Origin of the sequence: Amycolatopsis sp. NPDC023774, from assembly GCF_040639695.1 — a bacterium.
In the GTDB taxonomy this organism is placed as follows: domain Bacteria; phylum Actinomycetota; class Actinomycetes; order Mycobacteriales; family Pseudonocardiaceae; genus Amycolatopsis.
Genome location: NZ_JBFAAJ010000009.1, coordinates 120,413 through 143,022, shown reverse-complemented (window position 1 = coordinate 143,022; position 22,610 = coordinate 120,413). Strand labels below are relative to the sequence as shown.

At 69.8% G+C, this 22,610-nt stretch carries 23 protein-coding genes and 4 pseudogenes; 14 read left to right on the top strand and 13 right to left on the bottom strand.

Going from position 1 to position 22,610, the window contains the following annotated elements; all coding sequences use genetic code 11:
* Positions 1-13 precede the first annotated feature (13 nt).
* A pseudogene (locus tag AB0F91_RS21035) lies at positions 14-232 on the bottom strand (helix-turn-helix domain-containing protein); the annotation flags it as partial.
* 95 nt (positions 233-327) lie between these two features.
* Here AB0F91_RS21035 and AB0F91_RS21030 point away from each other — a divergent pair.
* Positions 328-810, top strand: coding sequence for a hypothetical protein (locus tag AB0F91_RS21030; protein WP_360599529.1), 483 nt, complete (start codon positions 328-330; stop codon positions 808-810).
* A 237-nt stretch (positions 811-1,047) separates the two neighbouring features.
* Here AB0F91_RS21030 and AB0F91_RS21025 read toward each other — a convergent pair whose 3' ends face one another.
* The 4 genes and pseudogenes from AB0F91_RS21025 to AB0F91_RS21010 all read right to left on the bottom strand — a co-directional run.
* Positions 1,048-1,353, bottom strand: a complete 306-nt coding sequence (locus tag AB0F91_RS21025) for an ANTAR domain-containing protein (RefSeq protein WP_360599527.1) — start codon at positions 1,351-1,353, stop codon at positions 1,048-1,050.
* Positions 1,354-1,412: 59 nt separating this feature from the next.
* Positions 1,413-1,859 carry an ATP-binding protein gene (locus AB0F91_RS21020; protein ID WP_360599525.1) on the bottom strand — a complete coding sequence of 149 codons (447 nt, stop codon included), beginning with the start codon at positions 1,857-1,859 and terminating at the stop codon, positions 1,413-1,415.
* Between the two features lie 549 nt (positions 1,860-2,408).
* The gene (locus tag AB0F91_RS21015) at positions 2,409-2,540 is read right to left on the bottom strand and encodes a helix-turn-helix domain-containing protein (protein ID WP_360599743.1); all 132 of its coding nucleotides are present in this window, start codon (positions 2,538-2,540) and stop codon (positions 2,409-2,411) included.
* Between the two features lie 943 nt (positions 2,541-3,483).
* Positions 3,484-3,846 (bottom strand): annotated as a pseudogene (locus tag AB0F91_RS21010) (PucR family transcriptional regulator ligand-binding domain-containing protein); the annotation flags it as partial.
* 96 nt (positions 3,847-3,942) lie between these two features.
* On the opposite strand from AB0F91_RS21010, the gene AB0F91_RS21005 reads away from it, so the two are divergent.
* The 6 genes and pseudogenes from AB0F91_RS21005 to AB0F91_RS20980 all read left to right on the top strand — a co-directional run bounded on the left by AB0F91_RS21005 (position 3,943) and on the right by AB0F91_RS20980 (position 10,090).
* Entirely contained in the window at positions 3,943-4,803 is an 861-nt protein-coding gene (locus AB0F91_RS21005; protein WP_360599523.1) for a 5-oxoprolinase subunit PxpA, read from the top strand.
* Positions 4,710-4,916, top strand: coding sequence for a biotin/lipoyl-containing protein (locus AB0F91_RS21000; RefSeq protein ID WP_360599741.1), 207 nt, complete (start codon positions 4,710-4,712; stop codon positions 4,914-4,916). The genes AB0F91_RS21005 and AB0F91_RS21000 overlap by 94 nt, the downstream gene beginning before the upstream one ends.
* Positions 4,916-6,271, top strand: a complete 1,356-nt coding sequence (locus AB0F91_RS20995; protein WP_360599521.1) for an acetyl-CoA carboxylase biotin carboxylase subunit — start codon at positions 4,916-4,918, stop codon at positions 6,269-6,271. Before AB0F91_RS21000 ends, AB0F91_RS20995 begins: the two co-directional genes overlap by 1 nt.
* On the top strand, positions 6,268-7,407 hold the full coding sequence (locus AB0F91_RS20990; protein WP_360599519.1) for a carboxyltransferase domain-containing protein: 1,140 nt from the start codon (positions 6,268-6,270) through the stop codon (positions 7,405-7,407). Before AB0F91_RS20995 ends, AB0F91_RS20990 begins: the two co-directional genes overlap by 4 nt.
* Positions 7,293-8,128: pseudogene (locus AB0F91_RS20985) on the top strand (biotin-dependent carboxyltransferase family protein). The gene AB0F91_RS20990 and the pseudogene AB0F91_RS20985 overlap by 115 nt, the downstream one beginning before the upstream one ends.
* A gap of 582 nt (positions 8,129-8,710) precedes the next feature.
* Complete coding sequence (locus AB0F91_RS20980; RefSeq protein WP_360599517.1) at positions 8,711-10,090, top strand: MFS transporter; 1,380 nt, start codon at positions 8,711-8,713, stop codon at positions 10,088-10,090.
* Here the strand turns inward: AB0F91_RS20980 and AB0F91_RS20975 are convergent.
* Entirely contained in the window at positions 10,062-10,745 is a 684-nt protein-coding gene (locus AB0F91_RS20975; RefSeq protein ID WP_360599515.1) for a TetR/AcrR family transcriptional regulator C-terminal domain-containing protein, read from the bottom strand. The two genes, AB0F91_RS20980 and AB0F91_RS20975, sit on opposite strands and share 29 nt — an antisense overlap.
* 74 nt (positions 10,746-10,819) lie before the next feature.
* Here AB0F91_RS20975 and AB0F91_RS20970 point away from each other — a divergent pair, with 74 nt between their 5' ends.
* Positions 10,820-11,944, top strand: a complete 1,125-nt coding sequence (locus tag AB0F91_RS20970; protein WP_360599513.1) for an NAD(P)/FAD-dependent oxidoreductase — start codon at positions 10,820-10,822, stop codon at positions 11,942-11,944.
* A 110-nt stretch (positions 11,945-12,054) separates the two neighbouring features.
* Positions 12,055-12,150: pseudogene (locus tag AB0F91_RS20965) on the top strand (IS5/IS1182 family transposase); the annotation flags it as partial.
* Positions 12,151-12,186: 36 nt separating this feature from the next.
* On the opposite strand, the gene AB0F91_RS20960 reads toward AB0F91_RS20965, so the two are convergent.
* The 5 genes from AB0F91_RS20960 to AB0F91_RS20940 all read right to left on the bottom strand — a co-directional run bounded on the left by AB0F91_RS20960 (position 12,187) and on the right by AB0F91_RS20940 (position 15,473).
* Positions 12,187-12,858: an NAD(P)-binding domain-containing protein gene (locus tag AB0F91_RS20960; protein ID WP_360599511.1), complete on the bottom strand. Its 672-nt coding sequence runs from the start codon at positions 12,856-12,858 to the stop codon at positions 12,187-12,189.
* Entirely contained in the window at positions 12,855-13,892 is a 1,038-nt protein-coding gene (locus AB0F91_RS20955) for an LLM class flavin-dependent oxidoreductase (protein WP_360599509.1), read from the bottom strand. The genes AB0F91_RS20960 and AB0F91_RS20955 overlap by 4 nt, the downstream gene beginning before the upstream one ends.
* A complete protein-coding gene (locus AB0F91_RS20950; protein ID WP_360599507.1) occupies positions 13,885-14,499 on the bottom strand; it encodes an LLM class flavin-dependent oxidoreductase in 615 nt (204 codons plus the stop codon). The genes AB0F91_RS20955 and AB0F91_RS20950 overlap by 8 nt, the downstream gene beginning before the upstream one ends.
* Positions 14,478-14,735 (bottom strand): LLM class flavin-dependent oxidoreductase, encoded by a 258-nt coding sequence (locus tag AB0F91_RS20945; protein ID WP_360599505.1) that lies wholly within the window; start codon positions 14,733-14,735, stop codon positions 14,478-14,480. The genes AB0F91_RS20950 and AB0F91_RS20945 overlap by 22 nt, the downstream gene beginning before the upstream one ends.
* A gap of 609 nt (positions 14,736-15,344) precedes the next feature.
* Complete coding sequence (locus AB0F91_RS20940) at positions 15,345-15,473, bottom strand: hypothetical protein (protein WP_360599503.1); 129 nt, start codon at positions 15,471-15,473, stop codon at positions 15,345-15,347.
* A gap of 191 nt (positions 15,474-15,664) precedes the next feature.
* Between AB0F91_RS20940 and AB0F91_RS20935 the strand changes: the two genes are divergently transcribed.
* Both AB0F91_RS20935 and AB0F91_RS20930 read left to right on the top strand, forming a co-directional pair.
* Positions 15,665-16,504, top strand: a complete 840-nt coding sequence (locus AB0F91_RS20935; protein WP_360599501.1) for an LLM class F420-dependent oxidoreductase — start codon at positions 15,665-15,667, stop codon at positions 16,502-16,504.
* A gap of 151 nt (positions 16,505-16,655) precedes the next feature.
* Entirely contained in the window at positions 16,656-17,027 is a 372-nt protein-coding gene (locus tag AB0F91_RS20930; protein ID WP_360599499.1) for an ankyrin repeat domain-containing protein, read from the top strand.
* Positions 17,028-17,081: 54 nt separating this feature from the next.
* Here the strand turns inward: AB0F91_RS20930 and AB0F91_RS20925 are convergent, their stop codons facing one another.
* Together AB0F91_RS20925 and AB0F91_RS20920 are read right to left on the bottom strand one after the other, a co-directional pair.
* Positions 17,082-18,548 (bottom strand): catalase, encoded by a 1,467-nt coding sequence (locus AB0F91_RS20925; RefSeq protein ID WP_360599497.1) that lies wholly within the window; start codon positions 18,546-18,548, stop codon positions 17,082-17,084.
* A gap of 25 nt (positions 18,549-18,573) precedes the next feature.
* Positions 18,574-18,993: a Fur family transcriptional regulator gene (locus AB0F91_RS20920; protein WP_360599495.1), complete on the bottom strand. Its 420-nt coding sequence runs from the start codon at positions 18,991-18,993 to the stop codon at positions 18,574-18,576.
* A gap of 511 nt (positions 18,994-19,504) precedes the next feature.
* Here AB0F91_RS20920 and AB0F91_RS20915 point away from each other — a divergent pair.
* From AB0F91_RS20915 to AB0F91_RS20905, 3 genes are all read left to right on the top strand, one after another.
* Positions 19,505-20,086: an SDR family NAD(P)-dependent oxidoreductase gene (locus tag AB0F91_RS20915; RefSeq protein ID WP_360599493.1), complete on the top strand. Its 582-nt coding sequence runs from the start codon at positions 19,505-19,507 to the stop codon at positions 20,084-20,086.
* Positions 20,083-20,913, top strand: coding sequence for an SDR family NAD(P)-dependent oxidoreductase (locus AB0F91_RS20910; RefSeq protein WP_360599491.1), 831 nt, complete (start codon positions 20,083-20,085; stop codon positions 20,911-20,913). The genes AB0F91_RS20915 and AB0F91_RS20910 overlap by 4 nt, the downstream gene beginning before the upstream one ends.
* 198 nt (positions 20,914-21,111) lie before the next feature.
* Positions 21,112-22,608 carry a trypsin-like serine protease gene (locus AB0F91_RS20905; protein ID WP_360599489.1) on the top strand — a complete coding sequence of 499 codons (1,497 nt, stop codon included), beginning with the start codon at positions 21,112-21,114 and terminating at the stop codon, positions 22,606-22,608.
* Positions 22,609-22,610: the final 2 nt, after the last annotated feature.

The window sequence follows — 22,610 nt, the reverse complement described above, 5'->3', positions numbered from 1 at the left end:
CCTTAGCGGCCGGTCAGCTCGGGGCGAGCGCGGCGCGGAAGGTGGTCCGGTAGCTGGCCGCGGTGGTGCCGACCTGGCGTTCGAAGTGGCGGCGCAGGGTCTCCGCGGAGCCGAACCCCACCATCGCGGCGATTTCGGAGCTGCGGCGATCGGTGCTTTCGAGCAGCACCCTCGCACTCGCGACACGTTCGCCGTTGGTCCAGTCGAACACGGTCGGCCCGGCGGCGTGACCGAACTTCCGCGAGCCCGCCGCGGGTGGGCGGCTCGTGGAGGTGCTCCGGCAGCCACGCCAGGAACGACCCGAGCGCGGGCTCGCCCGCGATCCGGATGGAGTTCTTCAGGATCTGCGCCTGCGCGCCGCCGCGGGTCCGGCACCAGCAGCCGGCCGACGTCGCCGGCGCAAGCCTGGCCCAGGACTTCGGGCAGGAGATGCAGCGCCAGATCGGCGGCCGGGAAGCTCCCGCCCGAGGTGGGCACCGCACCGTCGTCGAGGTGGAGACAGCCGGGTTCGAGGCGTACGTCGGGGGACTCGCGGCGGAACTCCGCGGTGAACAGCCAGTGCGTGGTGGCGCGGCGTCCGTCCAGCGGCCCGGCCCTGGCCAGCAGGAACGCACGGCCGCAGCACGCCACCATCCGCGCGCCGTTCCCGGCCGGCGCCCCGCAGGCTGCGCTCGCCCGGCCGGTGAATCCTCGACGCCGGGCACCATCACCGTGTCGGCCGGCAGCGTCTCCAGCGGCGCGAGCTCGCCGAAGCCCACGTCCGGGGAGAGCACCTGCCGGGGCTGCCCGGCACAGACCACCACCTCGTAGGCGCTCTCGGCGTTCCGGTGAGCTCGGCGATCGCGGGCATCCGCGGCCCGAACACCTAGTGCCCCACCGTGACGTTCGAGCGCCGCGGAGTCGGGCACCACCAGCACCGCGATCACGTGCTTGGCGCCGCCACGCGAGGTGATGGGCCTTGGCGGGTGCACGCGTTCTCGGTAGCGAGCATGCCTTGAACATTCACTTCATTGCCGTTGCAGCTCGCCTGGTCGTTCCTGCCGAGACTCAGCTCTCGGCGCCGAAGCTGCTGCCCAGGACGCCGGCCCGCAGCTCGGCGAGCACGGCGTCGGCGATCTCGGCCGGCAACTCGGGCTTCGCGCCCGCGCCGCTCGCGACGACCACCGTGGCGACGTCGTGCAGTTTCACGTTCGTGTGCTGGGAGACCTCACGCAAGGCCTCAAAGGCCTCGTCCTCGGTCCAGCTCCGCACCAGCATGCCCTTGGCCTGCTCGATCACCGGGCGCGTCGCGAGCGCCGCCTCCAGCTGCTCCACCTTGGCAGCCTGCTCCACCGGCTCCAGATCAGAACTCACGGGAAAATTCCACCACAAGATGGTGGGGCCACACCACTTCCGGCCGCGGCCGGCCACCTTCACGAACCGGTGTCGTTGCCCGGCACCAGTGCGAGCTCGGCCCACACGGTCTTCCCGGTCGCCGTGACCCGCTGGCCCCACGCGACGCTCAAGGCGGCGATGAGGTGCAGGCCGCGGCCGCCCTCGTTGTCCGGCGGCCGCGGCGCCGCGCGGACCGGGGTGCTGTCGTCGACCTCGATGCGGACCAGGCCGGGCGACCGCAGCAGCCGCACGCACTGCGGCGGCCCGCCGTGGGACAGCGCGTTGGTGGCCAGCTCGTCGACCACCTGCACGACGTCGATCAGCACGTCGGCATCGACGTCGCGCAGGTGCTCGCGCGTCCAGCACCGCACCTCGTGCAGCTCACCGCCGGCACCGGTCAGTGGCAGCGCCGTCATCGCCGAGTCCGGCTCGGGCGCACAGGACAATCCACCAGCGGTCAGCGCTCCTTCTCCGAACTTCGGCATGATCCGGCGTCCTCATACCCCGATCCGAAGGAGTTGAAGCATCGCCAGGCCGGAGGGCCCGTCGGCGCGCCCGTCACCGACGTTGGCGAAGGCGGTGTCCGCCCGGTGACGCCGGATGGTCGAAAACGAACTTCGGCCGATGAACCTCCACCGCGCCAAGGCCGCACGCTCTTTCCCGCACGGCACAAACACCGGGCTCGCTCGGCGGGTCCGGTGTATCCACGGTGCGCTGGCCTACTCGCTGTCGAGCGTGTCGACGTTGGTCGCCTTCACTGCGGCGACAGCCTGGTCCGCACCGGGTTCGTCGGCGCGGGAGCGCTGCTGCTCGGCGCCGAACCGCTGTCGCTGCCGGCGCCACAGGCGGCCAAGGCCAGCGCGGCGACGGGTCGATTCGGCAATCCTTCCGCAGAGAGTTTTCGAATCCGCAACCAATCCTTACGGAGGGTCAGCTTCCGGCATCCGCCGGAACCGCGGGAATTCGGCAGCTACAGCGGTCTGCCCACCGGCGATCGGTCAAGCTGTGCACTCAGCACAAACAGGACCTGCGGGTCACGCGAGCCGCAGCGCCATGAGCAGTGTAGCGCGGACGCGGCCGTCCTGCAGGTCGAGCCCGAGAAGTTCCCGGATCCGCTTGAGGCGGTAAGCGAGCGTGTTGCGGTGGATGAACAGCTCCGCGCAGATCGCGGGCGTCGCGCCGCTGTGGCGCAGGTAGGCCTCGAGCGTGGTGAGCAGCGTGCGGTCGTCGGAGCGCGACAGGGGCGCGACCAGGCGCTGGGCCAGACTGATCGCGCCGGGGGTGGCGCAGGGTGTCGATCACCGCGTCGAAGTCCAGGCTCGGCGCCGCGCGCACTCCCGCCTCTCCCAGCGCGCGACGGCACATTCGCAGGACGAGGCCCAGTGCCGCGGCGTTCTCGGCCGTGGCGACGACCGCCGACACCGACCGCGCGGGCCCGACCGCGGCCCGCGCCGACGTCACGAGGTGGTCGGGATCGAGGGCCTCGCTCTGCAGCAGGATCGTCGACAGATCCGGCTCCTCGACGAAGCGCATCGAGGAGAACTCGCCCGCGAGGATCACGCGGGCGCGCCACGAAACCGACCGCAGGTACGTCGTCGACATCCCGGCCTCGGCCTGCAGCACGACCACGCCCGTGCGCTGGTGGGGCTCCAACTCGGCGTCGCGGGCCAGCGCGATCAGCTCGGCGGTGGGCACGGCGTCGTTGCCGTACACGGCTTCGGTCAGCCGCCCGGCGTTGCGTGAGTGCGCGACCCCGGCCGAGCCGAGTGTGGTGCTCAGCTGCATGGATACCACAGCGGCGACGGGCGCGAGCAGCGTCCGGATCGCCGGCTGGGCCACGGTCTCCTCCACGACCAGCCGGAAGCGATCGCGGTTGTTGCCCGGCAGCGTGAACTCGGTGCGGGCCGCGAACCCGCCCTCGTCGCCGGCCCAGAGCAGCGTCGCGCCGGTCGAGTCCTGAATGGACACTCGCGCGCCCGCGGCCTCGCTGATCCGGTGCAGCACGTCCTGCATCGTGCCCTGGTCGGCGGCGATGCGCGTGCAGTCGTCGGCCAGCTCGGAGCCGCGCCGCAGGGCTTCGTAGCGTTCGGCCGAAAGCCGGTCCTGCACGTCGCGCTGCACCAGCACGAACGGCACCTCGTCCGGCACCACCAGCAGCGGCACGCCGTGGTTGCGGCACGCCACCACCAGGCCCTCGGGCAGCGTCGCGTGCGCCGGCCCGAGGCCGAAGGCGAGCGCGGCGATGGGGACGTTGGCGAGGCGTTCGACGTAGGCGTCCCAGATCCGGACGTCGGTGACGTTCAGCGCCATCCCGGACGTCAGCATCACCGCGCCCGGCGTGAGGAACGGCGACGGGTCGATCGATTCGGTCGGCGCGCACCACGTGATCGGCCGCGCCAGCGCACCGGGCGGCCCCGCGACGCGGATTTCGATGCGGCGCTGGGGATCTTCGAGCAGGTCGGAGACGCGCACCCGTCAAGGCTAGAGCACTGAGCACAATCACAGCCGATCGATTAGGTCACTTTGACCAATGTGCCGGGCACCACACGGTGCCTAGGGTTGCCAAGCATGACCGCGACCCTGAATTCCGACATGGGCGAAGGACTCGGCCTGCACAGCTTCGGCAACGACGAAGCACTGCTCGATCTCGTCGACGTGATCAACCTGGCCTGCGGGTTCCACGCGGGCGACCCGGACGTCATGGACGCGACCGTCGCCGCGGCCGTCGGGCACGACGTGCGGATCGGCGCGCACCCGGGCCTGCCGGACCTCACCGGCTTCGGACGGCGGCGCATGGTCCTGACCGCCGAGGAGGTCGAGTCGATCATGCTCTACCAGGTCGGCGCTCTCACGGCGTTCCTCACCAAGCACGGCGCCGCGCTCAACCACGTCAAACCCCACGGCGCGCTCTACGGGATGCTCGCCGGCGATCCGGAGCTGATGGCCGGCGCGGCGCGCGTGGCCAAGCTGTACGGCGTGCCGTTCTTCGGCATTCCCGGCAGCGCCCACGAAACGGTGTGCGCCGAGCTCGGCGTGGACTTCGTCGCCGAGCTCTACGTCGATCTCGACTGCGACGGCGACGGGAACCTGATCATCCTGCGCCGCCCCGCCCGCACCGATCCCTCGGCGGCGGCCGACCGCGTCTCGCGGGCGCTGGCGGGAAAGCCGGTGCTCGCCGTCGACGGCACCGAGCTCGACCTGCGCTTCGACAGCGTCTGCGTGCACTCCGACGCCCCCAACTCCCCCGGGCGTGGCCGCGGCCGTCCGCGCCGTGCTCGACCGTCAACGCTGAGGAAGGCAGGTCCGTGTCCGACATCCTCTCCCCGCTCCCGGGCATCTTCTACACCCGGCCCGGGCCCGACAAGGAACCGTTCGTGCAGCCCGGCGACCACATCGAGGCCGGCGCCGCGGTCGGCATCGTCGAGGTGATGAAGCAGTTCACCGAGATCCGCTCGGAAAACGCGGGCACGGTCGTGTCGATCAACGTCGCGGACGGCGGCACCGTCACGCCGGGCGAAGTCCTCGTCGTGGTGGACGACTAGTGCGCAAGCTGCTCATCGCCAACCGTGGCGAGATCGCCGTGCGGATCCTGCGCACAGCCCACGCCCTGGGCCTGGCGACCGTCGTGGTGTGCAGCGAGGCCGATCGCGACTCGCTCGCGGCGCGGACGGCGGGTGAGGCCGTGGTCATCGGTCCGCCACCGGCGCGGGACAGTTACCTCAACGGCGCTGCCGTGGTACAGGCGGCGTTGGACACCGGCGCCGACGCCGTCCACCCCGGGTTCGGTTTCCTTTCGGAGAACGCGGAGTTCGCGCAGCTCGTGCTCGATGCCGGGCTGACGTGGGTGGGTCCGTCCCCGTCCGCGATCCGGCTGATGGGTGACAAGGTGGCCGCGCGGGAAGCGGCGCGGCGGGCCGGGGTGCCGGTGCTCGCCGGGTCCGACGGGCCGCTCGATGTCGCGGCCGACCCGCTGGCGGTCGCGCGCAAGGTCGGATTTCCGTTGGTGCTCAAGGCTTCCGCGGGTGGCGGCGGGCGCGGCATCCGGCTCGTCGCCGATCCCGCGGAGTTCCTCGGCGCGCTCGACCTCACGCGGTCGGAGGCGCGGGCGAGCTTCGGCGACGACACGATGTATCTGGAGCGCTTCGTCGAACGCGCCCGGCACGTCGAGGTGCAGGTGCTCGGCGACGGCTCGCGCGTGATCCACCTCGGTGACCGCGACTGCTCCATGCAGCGGCGTTCGCAGAAGGTGCTCGAAGAGGCGCCGGCGCCGGACCTGCCGGACGAGGTGCGTGAACGGATCCGCAGTTCGTCGGTGGATCTGGCAAAGGCGTGCTCTTACCGCGGCGTGGGCACGGTGGAGTTCCTCTACGACCCGGTGCGCCAGGAGGCCGCGTTCATCGAGATGAACACTCGGCTGCAGGTGGAGCACCCCGTGACGGAGCTCGTGACCGGCATCGACCTGGTCGAGCAGCAGTTGCGGATCGCGCGGGGTGAGGGGCTGGGGCTCGCGCAGGCGGACGTGACGTTCACCGGGCATGCGTTCGAGTCGCGGATCAACGCCGAGGACCCGGATCGCGGTTTCCTGCCCAGTCCCGGGACGATCTCGGCGCTGACGTGGCCTTCGGGTCCCGGCGGGCGCGTGGACAGCGGGGTGGCCGCGGGCGACGCGGTGGCGCCGTACTACGACTCGATGATCGCGAAGCTGATCGTGCACGGTCCTGATCGGACAGCCGCGATCGCGCGGATGGCGGAAGCGTTGCGTGGCGTGGCAATCACCGGCATCGCAACGACGGTCGGGTTGCAGCTGGACCTGTTCGCCCGGCCCGAGCTGGCCGCGGTGCAGCACCACACGAAGTTCATCGAGACGACTCCCGGACTGCTCAAGGAGACGGCGTGAGCGCACCGCAGACCCTGCCCGCCACGGCCCGCTACACCTGGGGCGGCGACGAGTTCCTGTTCGTGGAGATCGCCGAGGAGATGAGCCTGCCGGGCAACCTGCGGGCGATGGGCATCGCACGGGGGCTGGCCGGGCTGGCGCTCGACGGGGTCGTCGACATCTGCCCGGCCAACGCATCGCTGCTCATCCGCTTCGACCCGGACGTGCTGGAGCCGGCGTCGCTGGAGAGCACGGTGCGCGAGCTGGAAGCGCGGACGCGTTCGGAAACGAACACCGTGTTGTCGACGCGGATCGTGGAGGTGCCGGTGTGGTACGACGATCCGTACACGCGTGAGGTCGTGGGGCGGTTCCGCGAGGGCTACCACCAGGATCCGACCGGCACCGATCTGGACTACGCGGCGCGGGTGAACGGGCTTGCCGACGCGGCGGAGTTCATCCACCGGCACCACACGCAGCCGTGGATCGTGTCGATGGTGGGGTTCGTCGCGGGGTTGCCGTTCTTGTTCCAGTTGGTGGAACGGGAACACCAGCTGGAAGTGCCGAAGTACCTGAGCCCGCGCACGGACACCCCGAAACTCACCGTGGGCCACGGCGGGTGCTTCGCCTGCATCTACTCCGTGCGCGGCGCGGGCGGCTACCAGATGTTCGGCATCGCGGCGGCGCCGATCTTCGATCCCGCACAGAAACTGGCGGATTTCGCAGAGTCCATGGTGTTTTTCCGACCCGGCGACATCGTGAAGTTCACCCCGGTCTCCGAGCAGGAGTATCGCCGGATCGAGGCCGGCACGTTCCGCTACCGCCGTCCCGGTCGAGTTCGACACCGAGCAGGCCATCGCCGACCCCGAGGCCTACAACGCCACCCTGCTGGAGGTGCTCCGTGGCGAGTGAGCGCGCGATCGAGATCAGCCAGCCCGGGCTGGCGACCACCGTCCAGGACCGCGGGCGGATCGGGTACTACGCCCTCGGCATTCCCCAGGGCGGAGCGCTGGACCAGTACTCGGCGGAGCTGGCCAACCCGCTGGTGGGCAACGTCGACGGTGAGGCGCTGCTGGAGTGCACCTACCTGGGGCCGGCTTTACGCGCGTTGGCTCCGCTCGACGTCGCGGTCACCGGCGCTCCGGTGCCGGTGCAGGTGAACGGCGTCGAGCGTCCACAGTGGACCCGCCTGTCCCTGGCGGAGGGCGACGAGCTGTCGTTCGGCTACATCGGCGGCGGCTCCCGGTACTACCTGGCTTTCTCCGGCGGGATCGACGTCCCTTCCGTGCTGGGCAGCCGCTCGACGTACCTGCTCGGCGCCCTCGGCGGCTTCCAGGGCCGCAAACTGGCGGCGGGTGACGTGGTGCCGATCGGCGCGCCGCGCGCGTTGCCTCCCGGTTCCGTGGTCGATCCCGAACACCGCCCGGTGTTTTCGGCACACCAGGATGTTCGCGTGCTGCTGGGCCTCTACGACCACCGTCTGACCGAACGCGGCCTCGCGAACCTCGTCGAGGAGGAATGGACCCTCACCCCGGTCGCCGACCGCGCCGGCCTGCGCTACGACGGCCCCGGCGTGGAATGGCGCGACCGCGTGCAGCCCTTCGGCGCCGGCTCCGACCCGTCCAACATCGTGGACGCCGGCTACGCCGTCGGCTCCATCCAGATCCCGGGCGGCACGCAGCCATCGTCCTGCACCGCGACGCCGTCTCCGGCGGCGGCTACGCCATGGTCGCCACCGTCATCAGCGCCGACATGGACCTCGTCGCCCGCGCCGCCCCCGGCACGAAAACCCACTTCCGCCAGGTCGACCTCGCCACCGCCCTGCTGGCGCGCAAGGACCGCACCCAACGGCTGTCCGCCGCGCTCGCTTCCCTCACCTGACCCCGCACGGGCAGCTCCGCTCCGCCACGGCCGGGCCTCACCCGGCCCGCTCCCACGGCTCAGACCCGACCACACCCACCGCGGCAGCCGGCACCACCACGCCGCGCGCTGTCGCTGTCGACCCCGCCATCGCGTCCTTTCCGAGCCGGCCACCCCCTCCCCGCCGACCGCGGTAGCCCCAACCACCCCGCCGTTCACCGTCACCGTCAACCTGACTCGCAAGCGACCCCACCACTCACGAGCACTTCGCCCTGCACCCGTCCCCCACCGCGCCGTCCACAGGCGCCTGCTCAGCCAAAGCCCCCACCGCCGCAACGGATGCGTCACACCGCTGCCGTCGCGAACGCAGCTCACCCGTGGGTGGCCACACCGGTTCTCGCGGCCCGCGGCAGTCGCGGAGAGCGCGCAACCGGGCCGTTCTTCACCGTGCGCGGCACAACTGCGGCCGGACCACTCGGCCGAACCCGCGCAGCGGTGCACGGCCGAACCGCGCCGCTGCCCGCCGCGCCGGCCTGTCTGAGCCGATGTGATCCCCATCGCGACCAGCCGACCAGCCCCGCCGGGCCAGTAGGGTCGAGGGCCATGGGGTTTCGGCGGGGGTTGGCGCTGCTGGTGGCCGCCACGTTCTTCATGGAGATCATCGACGCCACGATCATCGCGCCGGCCGCGCCGCTCATGGCGGCCGACCTCGGGGTGAGCTCGGTGGCCGTCAACGTGACCATCACGGCCTACGTCCTCACCCTCGGCGTCCTCATCCCGATCAGCGGCTGGCTCACCGACCGCTTCGGCGCGCGCCGCGTGTTCGCGACCGCACTGATCCTGTTCACACTTTCGTCCTTGGCGTGCGCACTCGCACCAAACCTTGTACTGCTGACAACAGCCCGTGTTGTGCAGGGCGTCGGCGGCGCGATGATGGTCCCCGTCGGACGGCTGGTGGTCCTGCGCGCCACGCCCAAGACAGACCTGGTCAAAGCAGTCGCCTACCTGACGTGGCCCGCGTTGCTCGCGCCCGTGGTGGCGCCCGTCGCCGGCGGGTTGCTGGCGCAGTACGCGTCGTGGCGGTGGATCTTCGTGATCAACCTGCCCCTGGGCATCGCCGCGCTGGCCGTGGCGTGGGCGATCGTGCCCGACCTGCGCGCGGAGCGGCGGGCGCCGTTCGACCGCGGCGGGTTCGGGTGGGTGGCCGTCGGCACCGCCGCGCTGGTCGTCGCGCTCGAAGGTCTCGGCTCGGGGTTCGGCCCGACCACGGCTGTGGCGTTGGTCGTGGCCGTCGTCGGGCTCGGCTGGGCGATCAGGCACCTGCTGCGCGCGTCGAATCCCCTGCTGGACCTGAGAATCCTCCGCATCACGACCTACCGCATCACCGCCGCCACCGGCTCGGTCTACCGCGGCGTGATCACCGCCATCCCCTTCGTGCTCCCGCTGCTCTTCCAGCTCGGCTTCGGCTGGACGCCCGCGCGCGCCGGCCTGGTGGTCATCGCGCTGTTCGTGGGCAACGTCGGCATCAAACCCGCCACCACCCCGCTCATGCGCCGCTTCGGCATCCGCACGGTGTTGCTCGGGTCGATCGTCGTCGGCGCCGCCTGCCTCGTCGGCCTGGCCTTCGTGCAGGCCGGCACCTCGCTGTCCGTGCTGCTCGCCCTGCTCCTCGTCAGCGGCATCTCCCGTTCCACCGGCTTCACGGCCTACAACAGCGTCGCCTTCGCCGACGTCGACGAGCCCCTGATGAACCACGCCAACACCCTGCTCTCGACGCTGCAGGAACTCGGCGCGGGCCTGGGCGTGGCCATCGGCGCCCTGCTCATCCGCGCCGGCGGCCTGGTCGCCACCGACGCGCCCGGCCCGTTCCGCGTGGCGCTGGCGCTGCTGGCCGTCCTGCTGGCGATCCCGCTCGTCGCCGCGATCCGGTTGCCCCGCCACGCCGGTAACGCCGTCACCGGGCGCGGATCCCGGCGAGGATGAGGTCGATCCCGGTGAGGAACTGCTCGCGATCGTCGTGCTCGCGCGCCTGGCGGGCGACGGCCCGGGTGAACGGGTAGTCGTCCGGGTCGAGCTCTTCCCACGCCGACGACATCGCGTCGAGGAACTCCGCCCGGTCCACCGCTGACCCGGCGACGCGGGCGTTCGAAGCGTTCTGCGCGGCGGAGCCGAGGATGTAGTGCATCAGCGCCGACGCCACGGTGAACCAGCTGTCCTCGGGCACGCCCAGCGCACCGACGTGCCGGCCGATGCCCTCGAAGATCCGCAGTGGCACCGGTTTCGTCGGACCGTGCGACAGCTGCAACGACACCTGCGTGGCGAGCCACGGGTGTTCGGCGATCGCGTTGAACAGGCCCAGCGCGACGCCGCGGATCTCGTCCCGCGGTGAGCCCGCGGCCTGTGCGGGCTCGGCCAGCGCGGCGGCGACCACGGCGTCGGTCGCGGCCTCGAGCAGCTCGCCCTTGTTAGCCACGTGCCAGTAGATCGCCCCGGGCCCGGTGGCGAGGCGCTGGCTCAGCGCCCGGAACGTCAGCCCGCCTTCGCCGGACGCGTCGAGCAGCTCGACGGCGGCCTCGGTGATGCGCTCGCGGGAGAGCGCCTCTGTCCGCCGCTGAGCTCGGCGGGTCCGCGCAACCATGCGTCCATCTTGACACATCTGGAATGTCGTTCCAACATTGGAACAATATTCCATACCGGTTCGGAGGAGTCACCGTGAACACCGTCACGATCATCGGCGCGGGCCTCGGCGGCCTCACCCTCGCCCGCGTGCTGCACGTCCACGGCATCCCGGCCACCGTCTACGAAGCCGAGCCGTCCCCGACGTCCCGCGCCCAGGGCGGCATGCTCGACATCCACGACTACAACGGCCAGCTCGGCATCGAAGCCGCCGAACTCATGGACGAGTTCCGCGGTTTGATCCTCGAAGGCCGCCAACAGATGCGGGTCCTCGATCCCGACGGGACGGTCCTGCTCGACCGAGCCGACGACGGCACCGGAGGCCGGCCCGAAGTCCAACGCGGGCAGCTGCGGCAGCTGCTGCTCGACTCGCTTCCCGCCGGCACGGTTCGCTGGGGCGCCAAGGTCGCCGACGCCCGCGCTGTGGGCGAGGGCCGCCACGAGGTGACCTTCACCGATGGCAGCGTTGTCGTGAGCGCTCTGCTGGTCGGCGCCGACGGCGCGTGGTCACGCGTGCGGCCGTTGCCGTCGGGTGCGGTTCCCGAGTACGCCGGCACCTCGTTCGTCGAGGTCTACCTCTACAACGCCGACACCCGCCACACCGAGGCCGCGAAAGCCGTCGGCGGCGGGTCGCTCATCGCCCCGGCGCCCGGCCGCGAGATCCACGCGCACCGGGAAAGCGGCGACACGATGCACACCTACGTCGTCCTCACCCGGCCGCAGGAGTGGTTCGCCGCCATCGACTTCACCGACGCCGACGCGACGGCCGCACGCATCGCCCGAGAATTCGACGGCTGGGCCCCGGAACTCACCGCCCTCATCACCGACGGCGACACCGCCCCCTTGCTACGACCCCACTTCACGCTGCCCCACGACCACCGCTGGGACCGCACACCGGGCGTCACCCTCGTCGGCGACGCCGCCCACCTCATGCCCCCCAACGGCGAAGGCGCCAACCTCGCCATGCTCGACGCCGCCCGGCTCGGCCAAGCCCTCGCCGCCCACCCGGGCGATGTCGAGGCCGCCCTGTCCGAATACGAACAAGAAATGTTTTCGCGCAGCCAGGCCGTCGCCCTCGAGGGCGCCGAAATGCAGGAACTCTTCGCGGGCGGCACCTCGGCCCGCGACCTCGTGGCCATGTTCACCGGCGCCGCCGAGTGAGCACCGGTTCCGCGGACTGCGCCGCCGCGGCACGCCAAAGCCGCAGCCGAGTCGTCGGCGCAACCAACGCCAGCGCCGCGCGGCCAAAGGTTCCTGCGTAGCGACCACCGGCCTTCGACGCCGAGGTCTACAAGCAGCGCAACGTGGTCGAACGCTGCTTCGATCGGCTCAAACAATTCCGTGACTTGGCGACCCGCTACGCCAAACGCGGCGCCTGCTACCAACGTCCTGGCCAAATACACCTAGTGCGAGTCCGCCAGCCGCTCGCTGAGGGCGCGACCGCGTTCCGACTGCGGGAACCGCTCCAGCATCGCCCTCAGCTCGGCGGCCTCGACGTTCGCCCCGAACGTCTCCGCGCCCAGCTCCAGTCGCACGCCCTCGGCCAGGCCACCGGCCGCCACGGGTTCGAAGCCGAGTGCGTCGACCACAGTGGACACTTCTGCCACGTCCGCGGGGTCGTCGCCGACGATGGCGATGGCCTTGCGGCCGGGCGTTCCGGCGGGGCGGGAATCGTCTTCCAAGTCGTGGTAACCCATGTGGTTGAACGCCTTCACGACGCGCGCGCCGGGCAGGAACTTCTGCACCGTTTCGCTCGTGGAGAGTTCCAGGTCGGCGCGGTGACCGTCCACTTCCCACCAATGGTTCATGGCGTCGATCACGAGCTTGCCGTCCAGCTCCGCCACCGGGATGCTGCGGTACTTGCCCAGCGGCAGCGCCAGGATCACGACGTCTGCCGAAGCGGCCTCGGCCGACGTCGTGGCGACGGCGCCCGGCGCGAGGACGTCCACGGTGAGCGCGATCTTCTCCGGCGCGCCCGAGCCCGCGATGAGCACGCGGTAGCCGGCCGCCACCGCGAGCCGCGCGAGGCCCGTGCCGACCTTGCCCGCGCCGAGGATGCCCAGCGTCTCTGTCATTTCCCCTCCGCCAGCAGGTCCCGGACCAGCGGGATCACCTTCGTGCCGTACAGCTCCACCGCGTGCATGCGCGCGCTCGCCGGCTGCGAACCGCTGGAGTAGATGAGGTCGAACCGGCCGATGTCCAGGTCCTTCACCGCGCCGGCGATCTTGCGCGCGACCGTTTCCGGTGCGCCGATGTACATCGAGCCGTGGTCGATTTCGCTGTCGTACTCGGCGCGCCGGATCGGCGGCCAGCCGCGCAGCCGGCCGATGCGGTCGCGGATCACGCGGTAGCGCGGCCAGAACAGTTCGCGCGCTTCCTCGTCGGTGTCGGCGATGAAGCCGGGCGAGTGCATGCCGACGGGGTGCGCGGTCGTGCCGAACTCGGCGGCGGCGCGGCGATAGAGGTCCACGTACGGCGCGAACCGCTTCGCCGGGCCGCCGATGATCGCGAGCATCAGCGGCAGTCCGTAGTGAGCGGTGCGGATCACCGACTGCGGTGACCCGCCCACGCCGACCCAGGTCGTGAGGCGGCCCGACTCCGTCTTGGGGAAGACGTCGGCCGCGTCCAGTGCCGGGCGGAGTGTTCCGCTCCACGTCACGGGCTTCTCGTCGAGTAACCGAACGAACAGGTCGATCTTCTCTTCGAACAACGTGTCGTAGTCGGAAAGGTCATATCCGAACAGCGGGAACGACTCGGTGAACGAACCACGTCCGAGAATGATCTCCGCGCGGCCGTGGGAGAGCGCGTCGACGGTCGCGAACTGTTGGAAAACGCGCACGGGATCGTCGGAACTCAACACGGTCACCCCCGAGGAGAGGTGGATCCGCGACGTGCGCGTGGCGATGCCCGCCAGCACCGTCTCCGGAGTCGTGATCGAGTACTCCGGCCGGTGGTGCTCGCCGAGCGCGATCACGTCCACGCCGATCTCGTCGGCGAGCACGGCCTCGTCGAGCACGTGCCGGATCGCGGCGGCGTAGGACATCGGCGCGCCGGCGTCGTCCTCCGGAACGTCGCCGAAGGTGTCGAGGCCGAAAACCAGGTCAGACATGGGAAGGCGCCTTCGTGAGCCGTTCGCGAACCCGCGGTGCGACCTCGCGGCCGAACAGCCCGATCGACCGGGCGCGAGCTTCGCGGGGCAGGTTCATGATGTCGTACTTCAGGTCGAAACGGTCGAAGCGCAGCTCATGCGCCACGGTCGCGATCTTGCGCGCGACGGTGTCCGGGGAGCCGACGAACAACGCACCGCCCTCGATCTCCGCCAGGTAGCAGCAGCGGTCCGGCTTGGAGAAGCCGCGCTCGGCCGCGAGCTTCGCGACCACCGGCTGCCAGTACTCCCACCACGTCTCGACGGCTTCGGAGTCGGTGTCCGCGATCAGGCCGAGCGAGTGCTGTCCGACGGGCAACACCGGTTGTTCGAATTGCGCCAAAGCGCGGTGGTAAAGCTGCGCGTGCCCAGCGAAGCGTTGCGGCCGGCCACCGACGATCGCCAGCATCAGCGGCAGCCCGTACTTCGCGGCACACACGACGGAATCCGGGCTGCCGCCCACCCCGATCCACGTCGGGATCCCGCCCGGGCGCATCCGCGGGTGCAGCATCTGGTCCACCAGCGGCGTACGCACGGTGCTCGACCACGTCACGGACTCCTCGCGTTGCATGCGCATGAACATTCGAGTTTCTCTTCGAACAGGTGCTCGTAGTCGGCGAGGTCGTATCCGAACAACGGGAACGACTCCGTCGCCGACGCCCGCCCGAGCACCAGCTGTGCGCGGCCGTCGGAGACGGCGTCCACGGTGGAGAAGTCGTAGTAGAGCCGGACGGGGTCGTTGGTGCTCAGGGCCGTGACGGAGGTGCCGAGCTTGATGCGCTCGGTCGCCGTCGCGACGGCCGCCAAGAGCAAAGTTCAGCCCGAACTCGAAGCCGGGGTTCTTCGTCATGCCACCAGGATGCGTCGGCGCGGGGGACGCCTGCCGCTCCCTCTCATGGAGACCTTCAGCAATCGGCTTTGATGCCGGCGGGTGATCTTGTCGGCGGCCGTACGCAGGGTGCGCGGCTCCGTTTCGGACAGCACGTCGTACACCAGGTCGGGCGCGCGCTCGACGTGACCGGGCGCGGACTCGAGCACGTGCGCGTAGCCGGCCGAGCTGCGCGGCTACCCGCAGCTGCTTTTCCAGCGCGGTCGGCAGCCGGTGCAGCAGGCACGTGAACGAGCGCCACGTCAGCAGCTCGTCGGAGTCGAGCCACCGCGGGGTGGCCTGCCGGTGTGCGCCGACTACGAGCTCGTCGACCTGGCCGAGTTCCCGCTGCCCTACCTGAATGAGGCCCTGCCCCCTCGGCCAGTGCGCCGGCGAGCACACCAAGGCGTGGGCCGCGAAGATCGACTCCTACGACCCTACGCGGAGTGGCACAAAAAGGCCGCGGCCATCGTCCCCTATAGGTCACTGGGCGGCAGTGAAATACCGGCGCGGTGCCCACTGGCGAAAGCCTCAGTCGCCGATCGCCTTCAACTGTCGGACCACGCCTCCAGCTGAGTGAACAGCGTGTTGGCCGCATCGTCGTGCAGGGCGGCCGGGGTGAAGAACGCGAAGTTCTCGAAGTCCGTGAACAGCGAGAAGGACAGCTGCCGGCGCACGTGGCGCGGTGCTCACTGTCCATAAGGCACTCACCGGCCGACGCGGAAGTCCTCGATCTCCGGCACTTCCGCCGGCACACTGGATCCACGCGCCGCCCGACCTTCGCCCGTTCAGGTCCAACCGTGACCGGGCACGAAGAGGCGGCGGTGGTGTTGGCAGCTGGGGCTACTCCAGGTTTACGCTCACGAGCATGCGATTCGCCATCAAGACTTCACCCCAGAACACCGTCTGGGAGGACATGCTCGCGGTCTGGCAGGCGGCCGACGAGATCGAGCTGTTCGAATCCGGCTGGACGTTCGACCACTTCTATCCCATTTTCTCCGATTCGACCGGCCCCTGCTTGGAGGGCTGGGTCACGCTGACCGCGCTCGCTCAGGCCACCAAGCGGCTGCGCCTGGGCACGCTCGTCAGCGGGATGCACTACCGCCACCCCGCGCTGCTCGCGAACATGGCCGCGACGCTCGACATCGTGTCCGGTGGACGCCTGGAGATCGGCATCGGCGCCGGCTGGAACGAGGAGGAGTCCGGCGCGTACGGCATGGAACTGGGCACCATCAAGGAACGCAGCGACCGTTTCGAGGAAGGCTGCGAGGTCCTGATCGGCCTGCTCACGCAGGAAACCACCACCTTCAAGGGCACGCACTACCAGCTCACCGACGCCCGCAACGAACCCAAGGGCGTCCAGAAGCCCCACCCGCCCATCTGCATCGGCGGCAGTGGCGAAAAGCGCACCCTGCGTACGGCCGCGAAGTACGCCGACCATTGGAACTTCACCGGCGGCACGCCCGAACAGTTCGCCCACAAGCGCGACGTCCTGCACCGCCACTGCGCCGACATCGGCCGCGACCCGAGCGAGATCACGCTGTCCTCGCACGTGCGTCTCGAGCCCGACCTGGACTACGCCGCGGTCGCCAAGCAGGCCGAAGGCCTCGGCGAGGCCGGCCTCGACCTGGCGATCGTCTACTTGCCGCCGCCCCACACCCCCGCAGTGCTGGAGCCGCTGGCGAAGGCGCTCGAACCGCTGCGCTGATCTTTCACCGGGGCCGCGCACGCAGTTGTGCGCGGCCCGCAGCGGGAGGTCAGGGCATCGGAATACCGGACCGGTACCACTCGACCTTTGAATGTTTTCGGTGGAAAACCGAGAATCCGAGCACCCCCTTGACCGGTGCTAAAATTCCGCCATGCCTTCTGCCGAAAACGAAGACCTCCGGAAACGAGCCCGTACCGTCATGGCGGACCTCGCGCGTGCAGGCAACACCAAAGAGCTCGCGGAGTTCATCGAGCACGGCCTGGACGTCAACTCTCTCGACGAGGCCGGCAATTCACTCCTCATGCTCGCCGCCTACCACGGGCGGGGCGAGACTGTCGGCTACCTGCTGCAGCACGGCGCGGATCCCGATATCTGCAACGCGCGCAACCAGTCGCCGATCGCGGGCGCGTTGTTCAAGGGCGAAACGGAAATCGTGGCGGCGTTGAAAAAGGCGGGGGCCGATCTGGACGCCGGCACGCCGAGCGCGCGGGAAGCCGCGAAAATGTTCGGGCAGAACCTCTAGAAAAACCGCGCCCCCGTCGCGGCAATGGCGACGGGGGCAACGGTCACAAAGCACTTACAGGGCGCCCAGGGCCTCACAAGCCTTCTGCACACCCTCACCGTAGGCCGGGTCGGCCTTGGTGCAGTTGTCGATGTGCCGCAGGACGGTTTCCTTGCGCGCACCCTTGATCGCGCGCGCCGTGTTCTCGAACAGGCGCTGCTGTTCGTCCGCGGGCAGCAGGCGGAACAGGTTGCCCGGCTGGGTGAAGTAGTCGTCGTCGTCTTCGCGGAAGTTGAAGTGGTCCGCGGTTGAGCCGACAGCCTGCGCCGGGTCGGCGTAGGCGGGCTGCTCCTGCCAGCGGCCGAAGTTGTTCGGCTCCACGCCCGGGACGCCGCCCTGGTTGCCGTCGACTCGCATGGCGCCGTCGCGGTGGTAGGTGTTGACCACCTTGGCGCCGCGCGGGTAGTTGACCGGGATCTGGTGGTGGTTCACGCCGACGCGGTAGCGGGCGGCGTCACCGTAGGAGAACAGGCGGCCCTGCAGCATCTTGTCGGGGCTGAACGAGATGCCGGGGATCAGGTTGGCCGGGGTGAAGGCGGCCTGCTCCACGTCCTGGAAGTAGTTGTCCGGGTTGCGGTTGAGCTCGAATTCGCCGACCTCGATCAGCGGGTAGTCCTTCTTGCTCCACACCTTCGTCAGGTCGAACGGGTGGAAGCGGTAGGTCGCCGCGTCAGCCTCAGGCATGACCTGCACGAACAGTTTCCACTTCGGGAAGTCGCCGCGCTCGATGGCGTCGAAGAGGTCGCGCTGGTTCGACTCGCGGTCGGCGGCGATGACGGCGCCGGCTTCCTCATCGGTCAGGTTCTCGATGCCCTGCTGGGTGCGGAAGTGGAACTTGACCCAGTTCCGCTCGCCCGCCGCGTTGATGAAGCTGTAGGTGTGCGAGCCGAAGCCGTGCATGTGCCGGTACGACTTGGGGATGCCGCGGTCGGTCATGATGATCGTGACCTGGTGCAGCGCCTCGGGGAGGTTCGTCCAGTAACCCCAGTTGTTCTCCGGGTCACGCAAGTTGGTGCGCGGGTCACGCTTCACCGCACGGTTGAGATCGGGGAACTTCAGCGGGTCGCGGTGGAAGAAGACCGGCGTGTTGTTGCCGACGACGTCCCAGTTGCCCTCTTCGGTGTAGAAACGCACGGCGAAACCGCGGATGTCACGCTCGGCGTCGGCCGCGCCGCGCTCACCCGCGACGCTCGAGAACCGCGCGAACATCTCGCACTCGTTGCCGACCTTGGCGAAGATCGCGGCCTTCGTGTACTGCGAAATGTCATGCGTGACGCGGAAAGTGCCCCACGCGCCGGAGCCCTTGGCGTGCATGCGCCGCTCCGGGATGACCTCGCGGTCGAAGTGCGCCAGCTTCTCGATGAGCCACAGGTCCTGCAGCAGCACCGGACCGCGCGGGCCGGCGGTAATGCTGTTCTGGTTGTCCACGACCGGCGCACCCGCCGCCGTCGTCAGCGGTTTGGTGTTCTCCTCGAAAGCCACTTCATCTCCTTCAGGTGGTGGACAGTCAGTCTTCGTTGCAGGAAGGGCAAAGGCCCCAGTACGTCACTTCGGCCTCGTCGACGACGAACCCGTTGGTGCTCGCGGGTGCGAGACAAGGTCGCTCCCCCACGGTGCAGTCGACGTCGGCGACCGCACCGCAGCGGCGGCACACCACGTGGTGGTGGTTGTCACCCGTGCGCACCTCGAACCGCGCCGGCGACCCGGCCGGCTCGATACGCCGCACGAGCCCCGCCTCCCCCAACGCGGCGAGGATGTCGTACACCGCCTGCGTCGACACCGCGCCGAGCTCGGAACGCACCGCCCGGACCACCGCCTCGACGTCCGTGTGCGGCCGCTGCGCCACCGCGTGCAGCACAGCGGTCCGCTGCTTGGTGACTCGCAGTGAGACACCCCGCAGACGCTCCGCAGGATCAGTGGCCGGCATGAGGGCATCAGACCATGTTTTCTGGAACAAGTCCAGACTAGGGACGGGACACGTTCAAGTGAATCGAACCGCTCACCGGACCGGGAGCATGCGACTTCGGCAACGCCTTGACCAGGGAGGACCGCGCGCCGGTGAGCAACAGTTGGCGTTCTGACGACGCGCACCTGGCCGGATACGCAACTCCAGTGAGATGGTAGTCACAGAATTTGATCACCGATGAGGCTTGAGCGGGCGTGCTCGCGCATGAGTACACAAAGTGATGACCGTGCTGACGGTGTGTGCGCTCGTCGGGCGGCCGCACCCGCCACCAGCGGCGCCGCCCTACTCCCCGGTCATCCGCTGTTTGGCGATCTCCGTCGCCCAGGTCAGGAACGCCACAGGAACAGGGCCTCGGTGCGGGTGGATCGTCACCCTCGCCTCGGTCCACGAACTGCCTCGCGGCAGCAACACGATGAGCACAGGCTCGGTTTCGCGCCAGGCTGGGTCGCGGAATTCGATCTGGCGAGCCCCCGTGGCGACCGAGTCGATGTCGATCAGCTCGATTTCGCTGCCCTTGATCGGACACTTCCTCCTCGCCACCGCGTTACACCCCGCGCTGGCCGCCGACGGTTCCGCCCGCGTGGTGGTGGTCAGCTCGAGCGGGCACCAGCTCTCGCCGGTGGTGTTCGACGACGTGAACTTCGCCTTCCGCCGCTACGATCCGTGGCTCGCGTACGGACAGTCCAAAACGGCCAACGTGCTGTTCGCCGTCGAGGCCACGCGTCGCTGGGCCCGGGACGGCATCACGGCGAACGCCGTGATGCCGGGCGGAATCTTCACCAACCTGCAGCGGCACACCAACGGCCGCGGCAGCGGAACCGTCCCGCCCGAGTTGATGAAGACCCCGGAACGGGGTGCGGCGACGTCCGTTCTGGTCGCCACGTCACCACTGCTCGAGGGCATCGGCGGACGGTACTTCGTGGACTGTGCGGAGACACCGACCATCGACCGGCGAGGGGAAGCGCCCCCGCTGCACGGGGTCGCGCGCTACGCCCTCGACCCCGGCGGTGCGGCGCGGCTGTGGGAGCTCACGGAAGCCCTGGTGCGAGCATGACCGTCGCAGTGGTCACCGGCGCGACGCAAGGGCTGGGCCTTGCGCTCGTCGAGGGCCTCACCCACCGCCTGTCCACTCAGGACACCGTTTACCTCACGGGCCGCGATCCCGGCCGGGTCGGCGAGGCCGTGGAGTCGCTGCCCGCGGACGGGGCGACTGTCCGAGGTGAACTGCTCGACGTGGCCGATCCCGCGTCCGTCACCCGGCTCGCCGCGGTGCTGAGCGATCGCCAGGGCGGCGTCGACGTCGTGTTCGGCAACGCCGTGATGCGCGTCGGCCCCGACGACGAGCCGGGGGAGATCGTCGGCCCTTACACGGACGTCAACAACTTCGGTACGACAAGGGTGTTGCGGGCGTTCGCCCCGCTGCTGAGGGACGGCGGCAAGCTGATCGTCGTCGCCAGCTCGCTCGGCACGCTGCACCACCTGGCTCCCGTGCTGCACGATCGCTTCGACGGTTTGGCCTCGCTGGACGACGTCGACAAGGCCGTCGCGAACTGGCGCGACGCGGTCGCCGACGGCAGCGCCCGTGCCGGTGCGTGGCCCGGGTTCGTGAACATCCCGTCGAAGATCGCCCAGGTGGCGGCGGTGCGCGCGCTCGCCGCGGTGCGCCGGGCGGGCGACGCGGAGCGCGGGATCCTGCTCGCGGCGGTGTGCCCGGGGATGATGAACACGCCGACGTCGGCGCTGTGGTGGGACGTCAGATCGGCGCCCACTCCGGCCGCGGCGGCGGTGCCGCTCCTCGACCTCGCCCTGTCGCCCACGGACCCCGACCACTACGGCCAGTTGATCCGCTGCGGAGCCGTGCTGCCGTGGGCACCTGGCTGACTTGGTCGCAAAGCGCTCGTGTGGGTGAAGAGCACGGCGGATGGGCGCTGGTGGAGGTAGGACCGGACCGGTCGCGTCGTGTCGGTGCTGGAGTAGTGCTGAGGGCTGTCACAGGATCGTGACGTTCCGGTCGAGGTGCGCGCACACAGGGTGAGCAATCTGAGCGGGTTCTGTGATCCACAGGTGAGAGGGAGACCGTTGGAACTCCGAAGTGTGCTGGCCGTCGTGGCGGCCGCGTTGTCCGTGACCGTGCTGGGTGTTGCTCCGGCATCAGCAATTGTCGGCGGAGTCCCGTCTCCGCGTGCGTATCCGTTCACCGGGTCGCTGAACCGGCCGGCCGACTCGCCCCGGCCCGACGGGCACGTGTGCGGGGTGACGCTGATCGCGCCGCAGTGGGTGGTGACGGCGTCGCACTGCGCGCGCAACGATCTCGAGACCCAGGTCGGCTACCCGCACGACTGGTCGGTGCGGCTGGGGTCGGTGAGCGCGTCGTCCGGCGGTCAGGTGATCGCGGTCGAGAAGTTCGTGCGACGTTCGAACGGCACCCTCCCGAACATCTTCGGCAAGGACATCGCGCTGCTGAAGCTGGCGCACCCGGCGAAGGCCGCGCCGATCAAGATCAGCGCGAAGGCCCCGGCGCCCGGAATCGGCGCGCGCATCATGGGCTGGGGCATGATCTGCGACCAGGCCGCGCCGCAGTGTTACCCCGACCACCTGCGCGAGGCCGACACTGTGGTCCAACCGACATCGACCTGTCAGGTTTCGCTCAGCGACCTGTGCATCGGCGCACTCGACGGCAAGGTGGGCCCCACCAACATGGACTCCGGTGGCCCGGCGCTCGTGAAGGAAGGCGGCGCTTGGACGTTGGCGGGTGTCGTCAGCGGGGGCGACAACGGGCCGGGGATCTACACGAACGTGCCCGCCTACGCGGACTGGGTGCGCGAGACCATCGCGGAACGCCACCCGACGCTCGAGGGTGCCGTCAACCTGGGCACGTGCGCGGGGTCGTTGGTCCGCAAGGCCGGCGCTCGCCCGGACGACCCCGGCCTGCTGCTGACCAACGGCCACTGCATCGCCGGCGACCACCCCGCCGTGGACTCGGCGGTGACGGAGCGCGCGGAGGCCCGCGACGCCGCGGTGCTGTCCGCGTCCGGCGGGATCAAGACGACCCTGCACACCACCAAGCTGTTGTACGCCACCATGACCGGCACCGACGTCGCTCTGTACCAAGTGGACAAGACCTACGCGCAGCTCGTCGCCGCCGGCGCGAAGGTCTTCGAACTCGGCACGCGCGAGCCCCAGCAGGCCGACCAGCTCGACGTGCTGTCGGGCACCCACGGGAAGACCTGGGCCTGTTCGGTCGCGAACATCGTCCCGGAACTCCGCGAAGGCGGCTACACGCAGCACAACGCGATCCAGTACAGCGAAGACTGCACCCCCGGCAGCGGCGACTCCGGCTCGCCCGTGCTCGACCCGCACACCGGCCACGTCGTGGGTATCCACAACACGTCCAACGACCTGAGCAAGGTGTGCGCCGTGAACAATCCGTGCGAGGTTGATGAGAACGGCGTGGTCACCGTCCACATGGGCCGTTCTTATGGACAGCAGACCGCCGGGATTCCGGCTTGCCTCGGGGCCGGGTCGACGGTGGATCTCTCGTTGGCGGGGTGTGAGTTGACGAAGCCGAAGGCTTGAGT

What these genes read in the sequence shown, in the direction of transcription:
- AB0F91_RS21030 (WP_360599529.1), top strand. Translation starts at nt 328, where the DNA reads ATGGAGTTCTTCAGGATCTGCGCCTGCGCGCCGCCGCGGGTCCGGCAC.
- AB0F91_RS21020 (WP_360599525.1), bottom strand. Translation starts at nt 1,859, where the DNA reads ATGCCGAAGTTCGGAGAAGGAGCGCTGACCGCTGGTGGATTGTCCTGT.
- AB0F91_RS21005 (WP_360599523.1), top strand. Translation starts at nt 3,943, where the DNA reads ATGACCGCGACCCTGAATTCCGACATGGGCGAAGGACTCGGCCTGCAC.
- AB0F91_RS20980 (WP_360599517.1), top strand. Translation starts at nt 8,711, where the DNA reads ATGGGGTTTCGGCGGGGGTTGGCGCTGCTGGTGGCCGCCACGTTCTTC.
- AB0F91_RS20975 (WP_360599515.1), bottom strand. Translation starts at nt 10,745, where the DNA reads ATGGTTGCGCGGACCCGCCGAGCTCAGCGGCGGACAGAGGCGCTCTCC.
- AB0F91_RS20960 (WP_360599511.1), bottom strand. Translation starts at nt 12,858, where the DNA reads ATGACAGAGACGCTGGGCATCCTCGGCGCGGGCAAGGTCGGCACGGGC.
- AB0F91_RS20955 (WP_360599509.1), bottom strand. Translation starts at nt 13,892, where the DNA reads ATGTCTGACCTGGTTTTCGGCCTCGACACCTTCGGCGACGTTCCGGAG.
- AB0F91_RS20950 (WP_360599507.1), bottom strand. Translation starts at nt 14,499, where the DNA reads ATGCAACGCGAGGAGTCCGTGACGTGGTCGAGCACCGTGCGTACGCCG.
- AB0F91_RS20935 (WP_360599501.1), top strand. Translation starts at nt 15,665, where the DNA reads ATGCGATTCGCCATCAAGACTTCACCCCAGAACACCGTCTGGGAGGAC.
- AB0F91_RS20930 (WP_360599499.1), top strand. Translation starts at nt 16,656, where the DNA reads ATGCCTTCTGCCGAAAACGAAGACCTCCGGAAACGAGCCCGTACCGTC.
- AB0F91_RS20920 (WP_360599495.1), bottom strand. Translation starts at nt 18,993, where the DNA reads ATGCCGGCCACTGATCCTGCGGAGCGTCTGCGGGGTGTCTCACTGCGA.
- AB0F91_RS20910 (WP_360599491.1), top strand. Translation starts at nt 20,083, where the DNA reads ATGACCGTCGCAGTGGTCACCGGCGCGACGCAAGGGCTGGGCCTTGCG.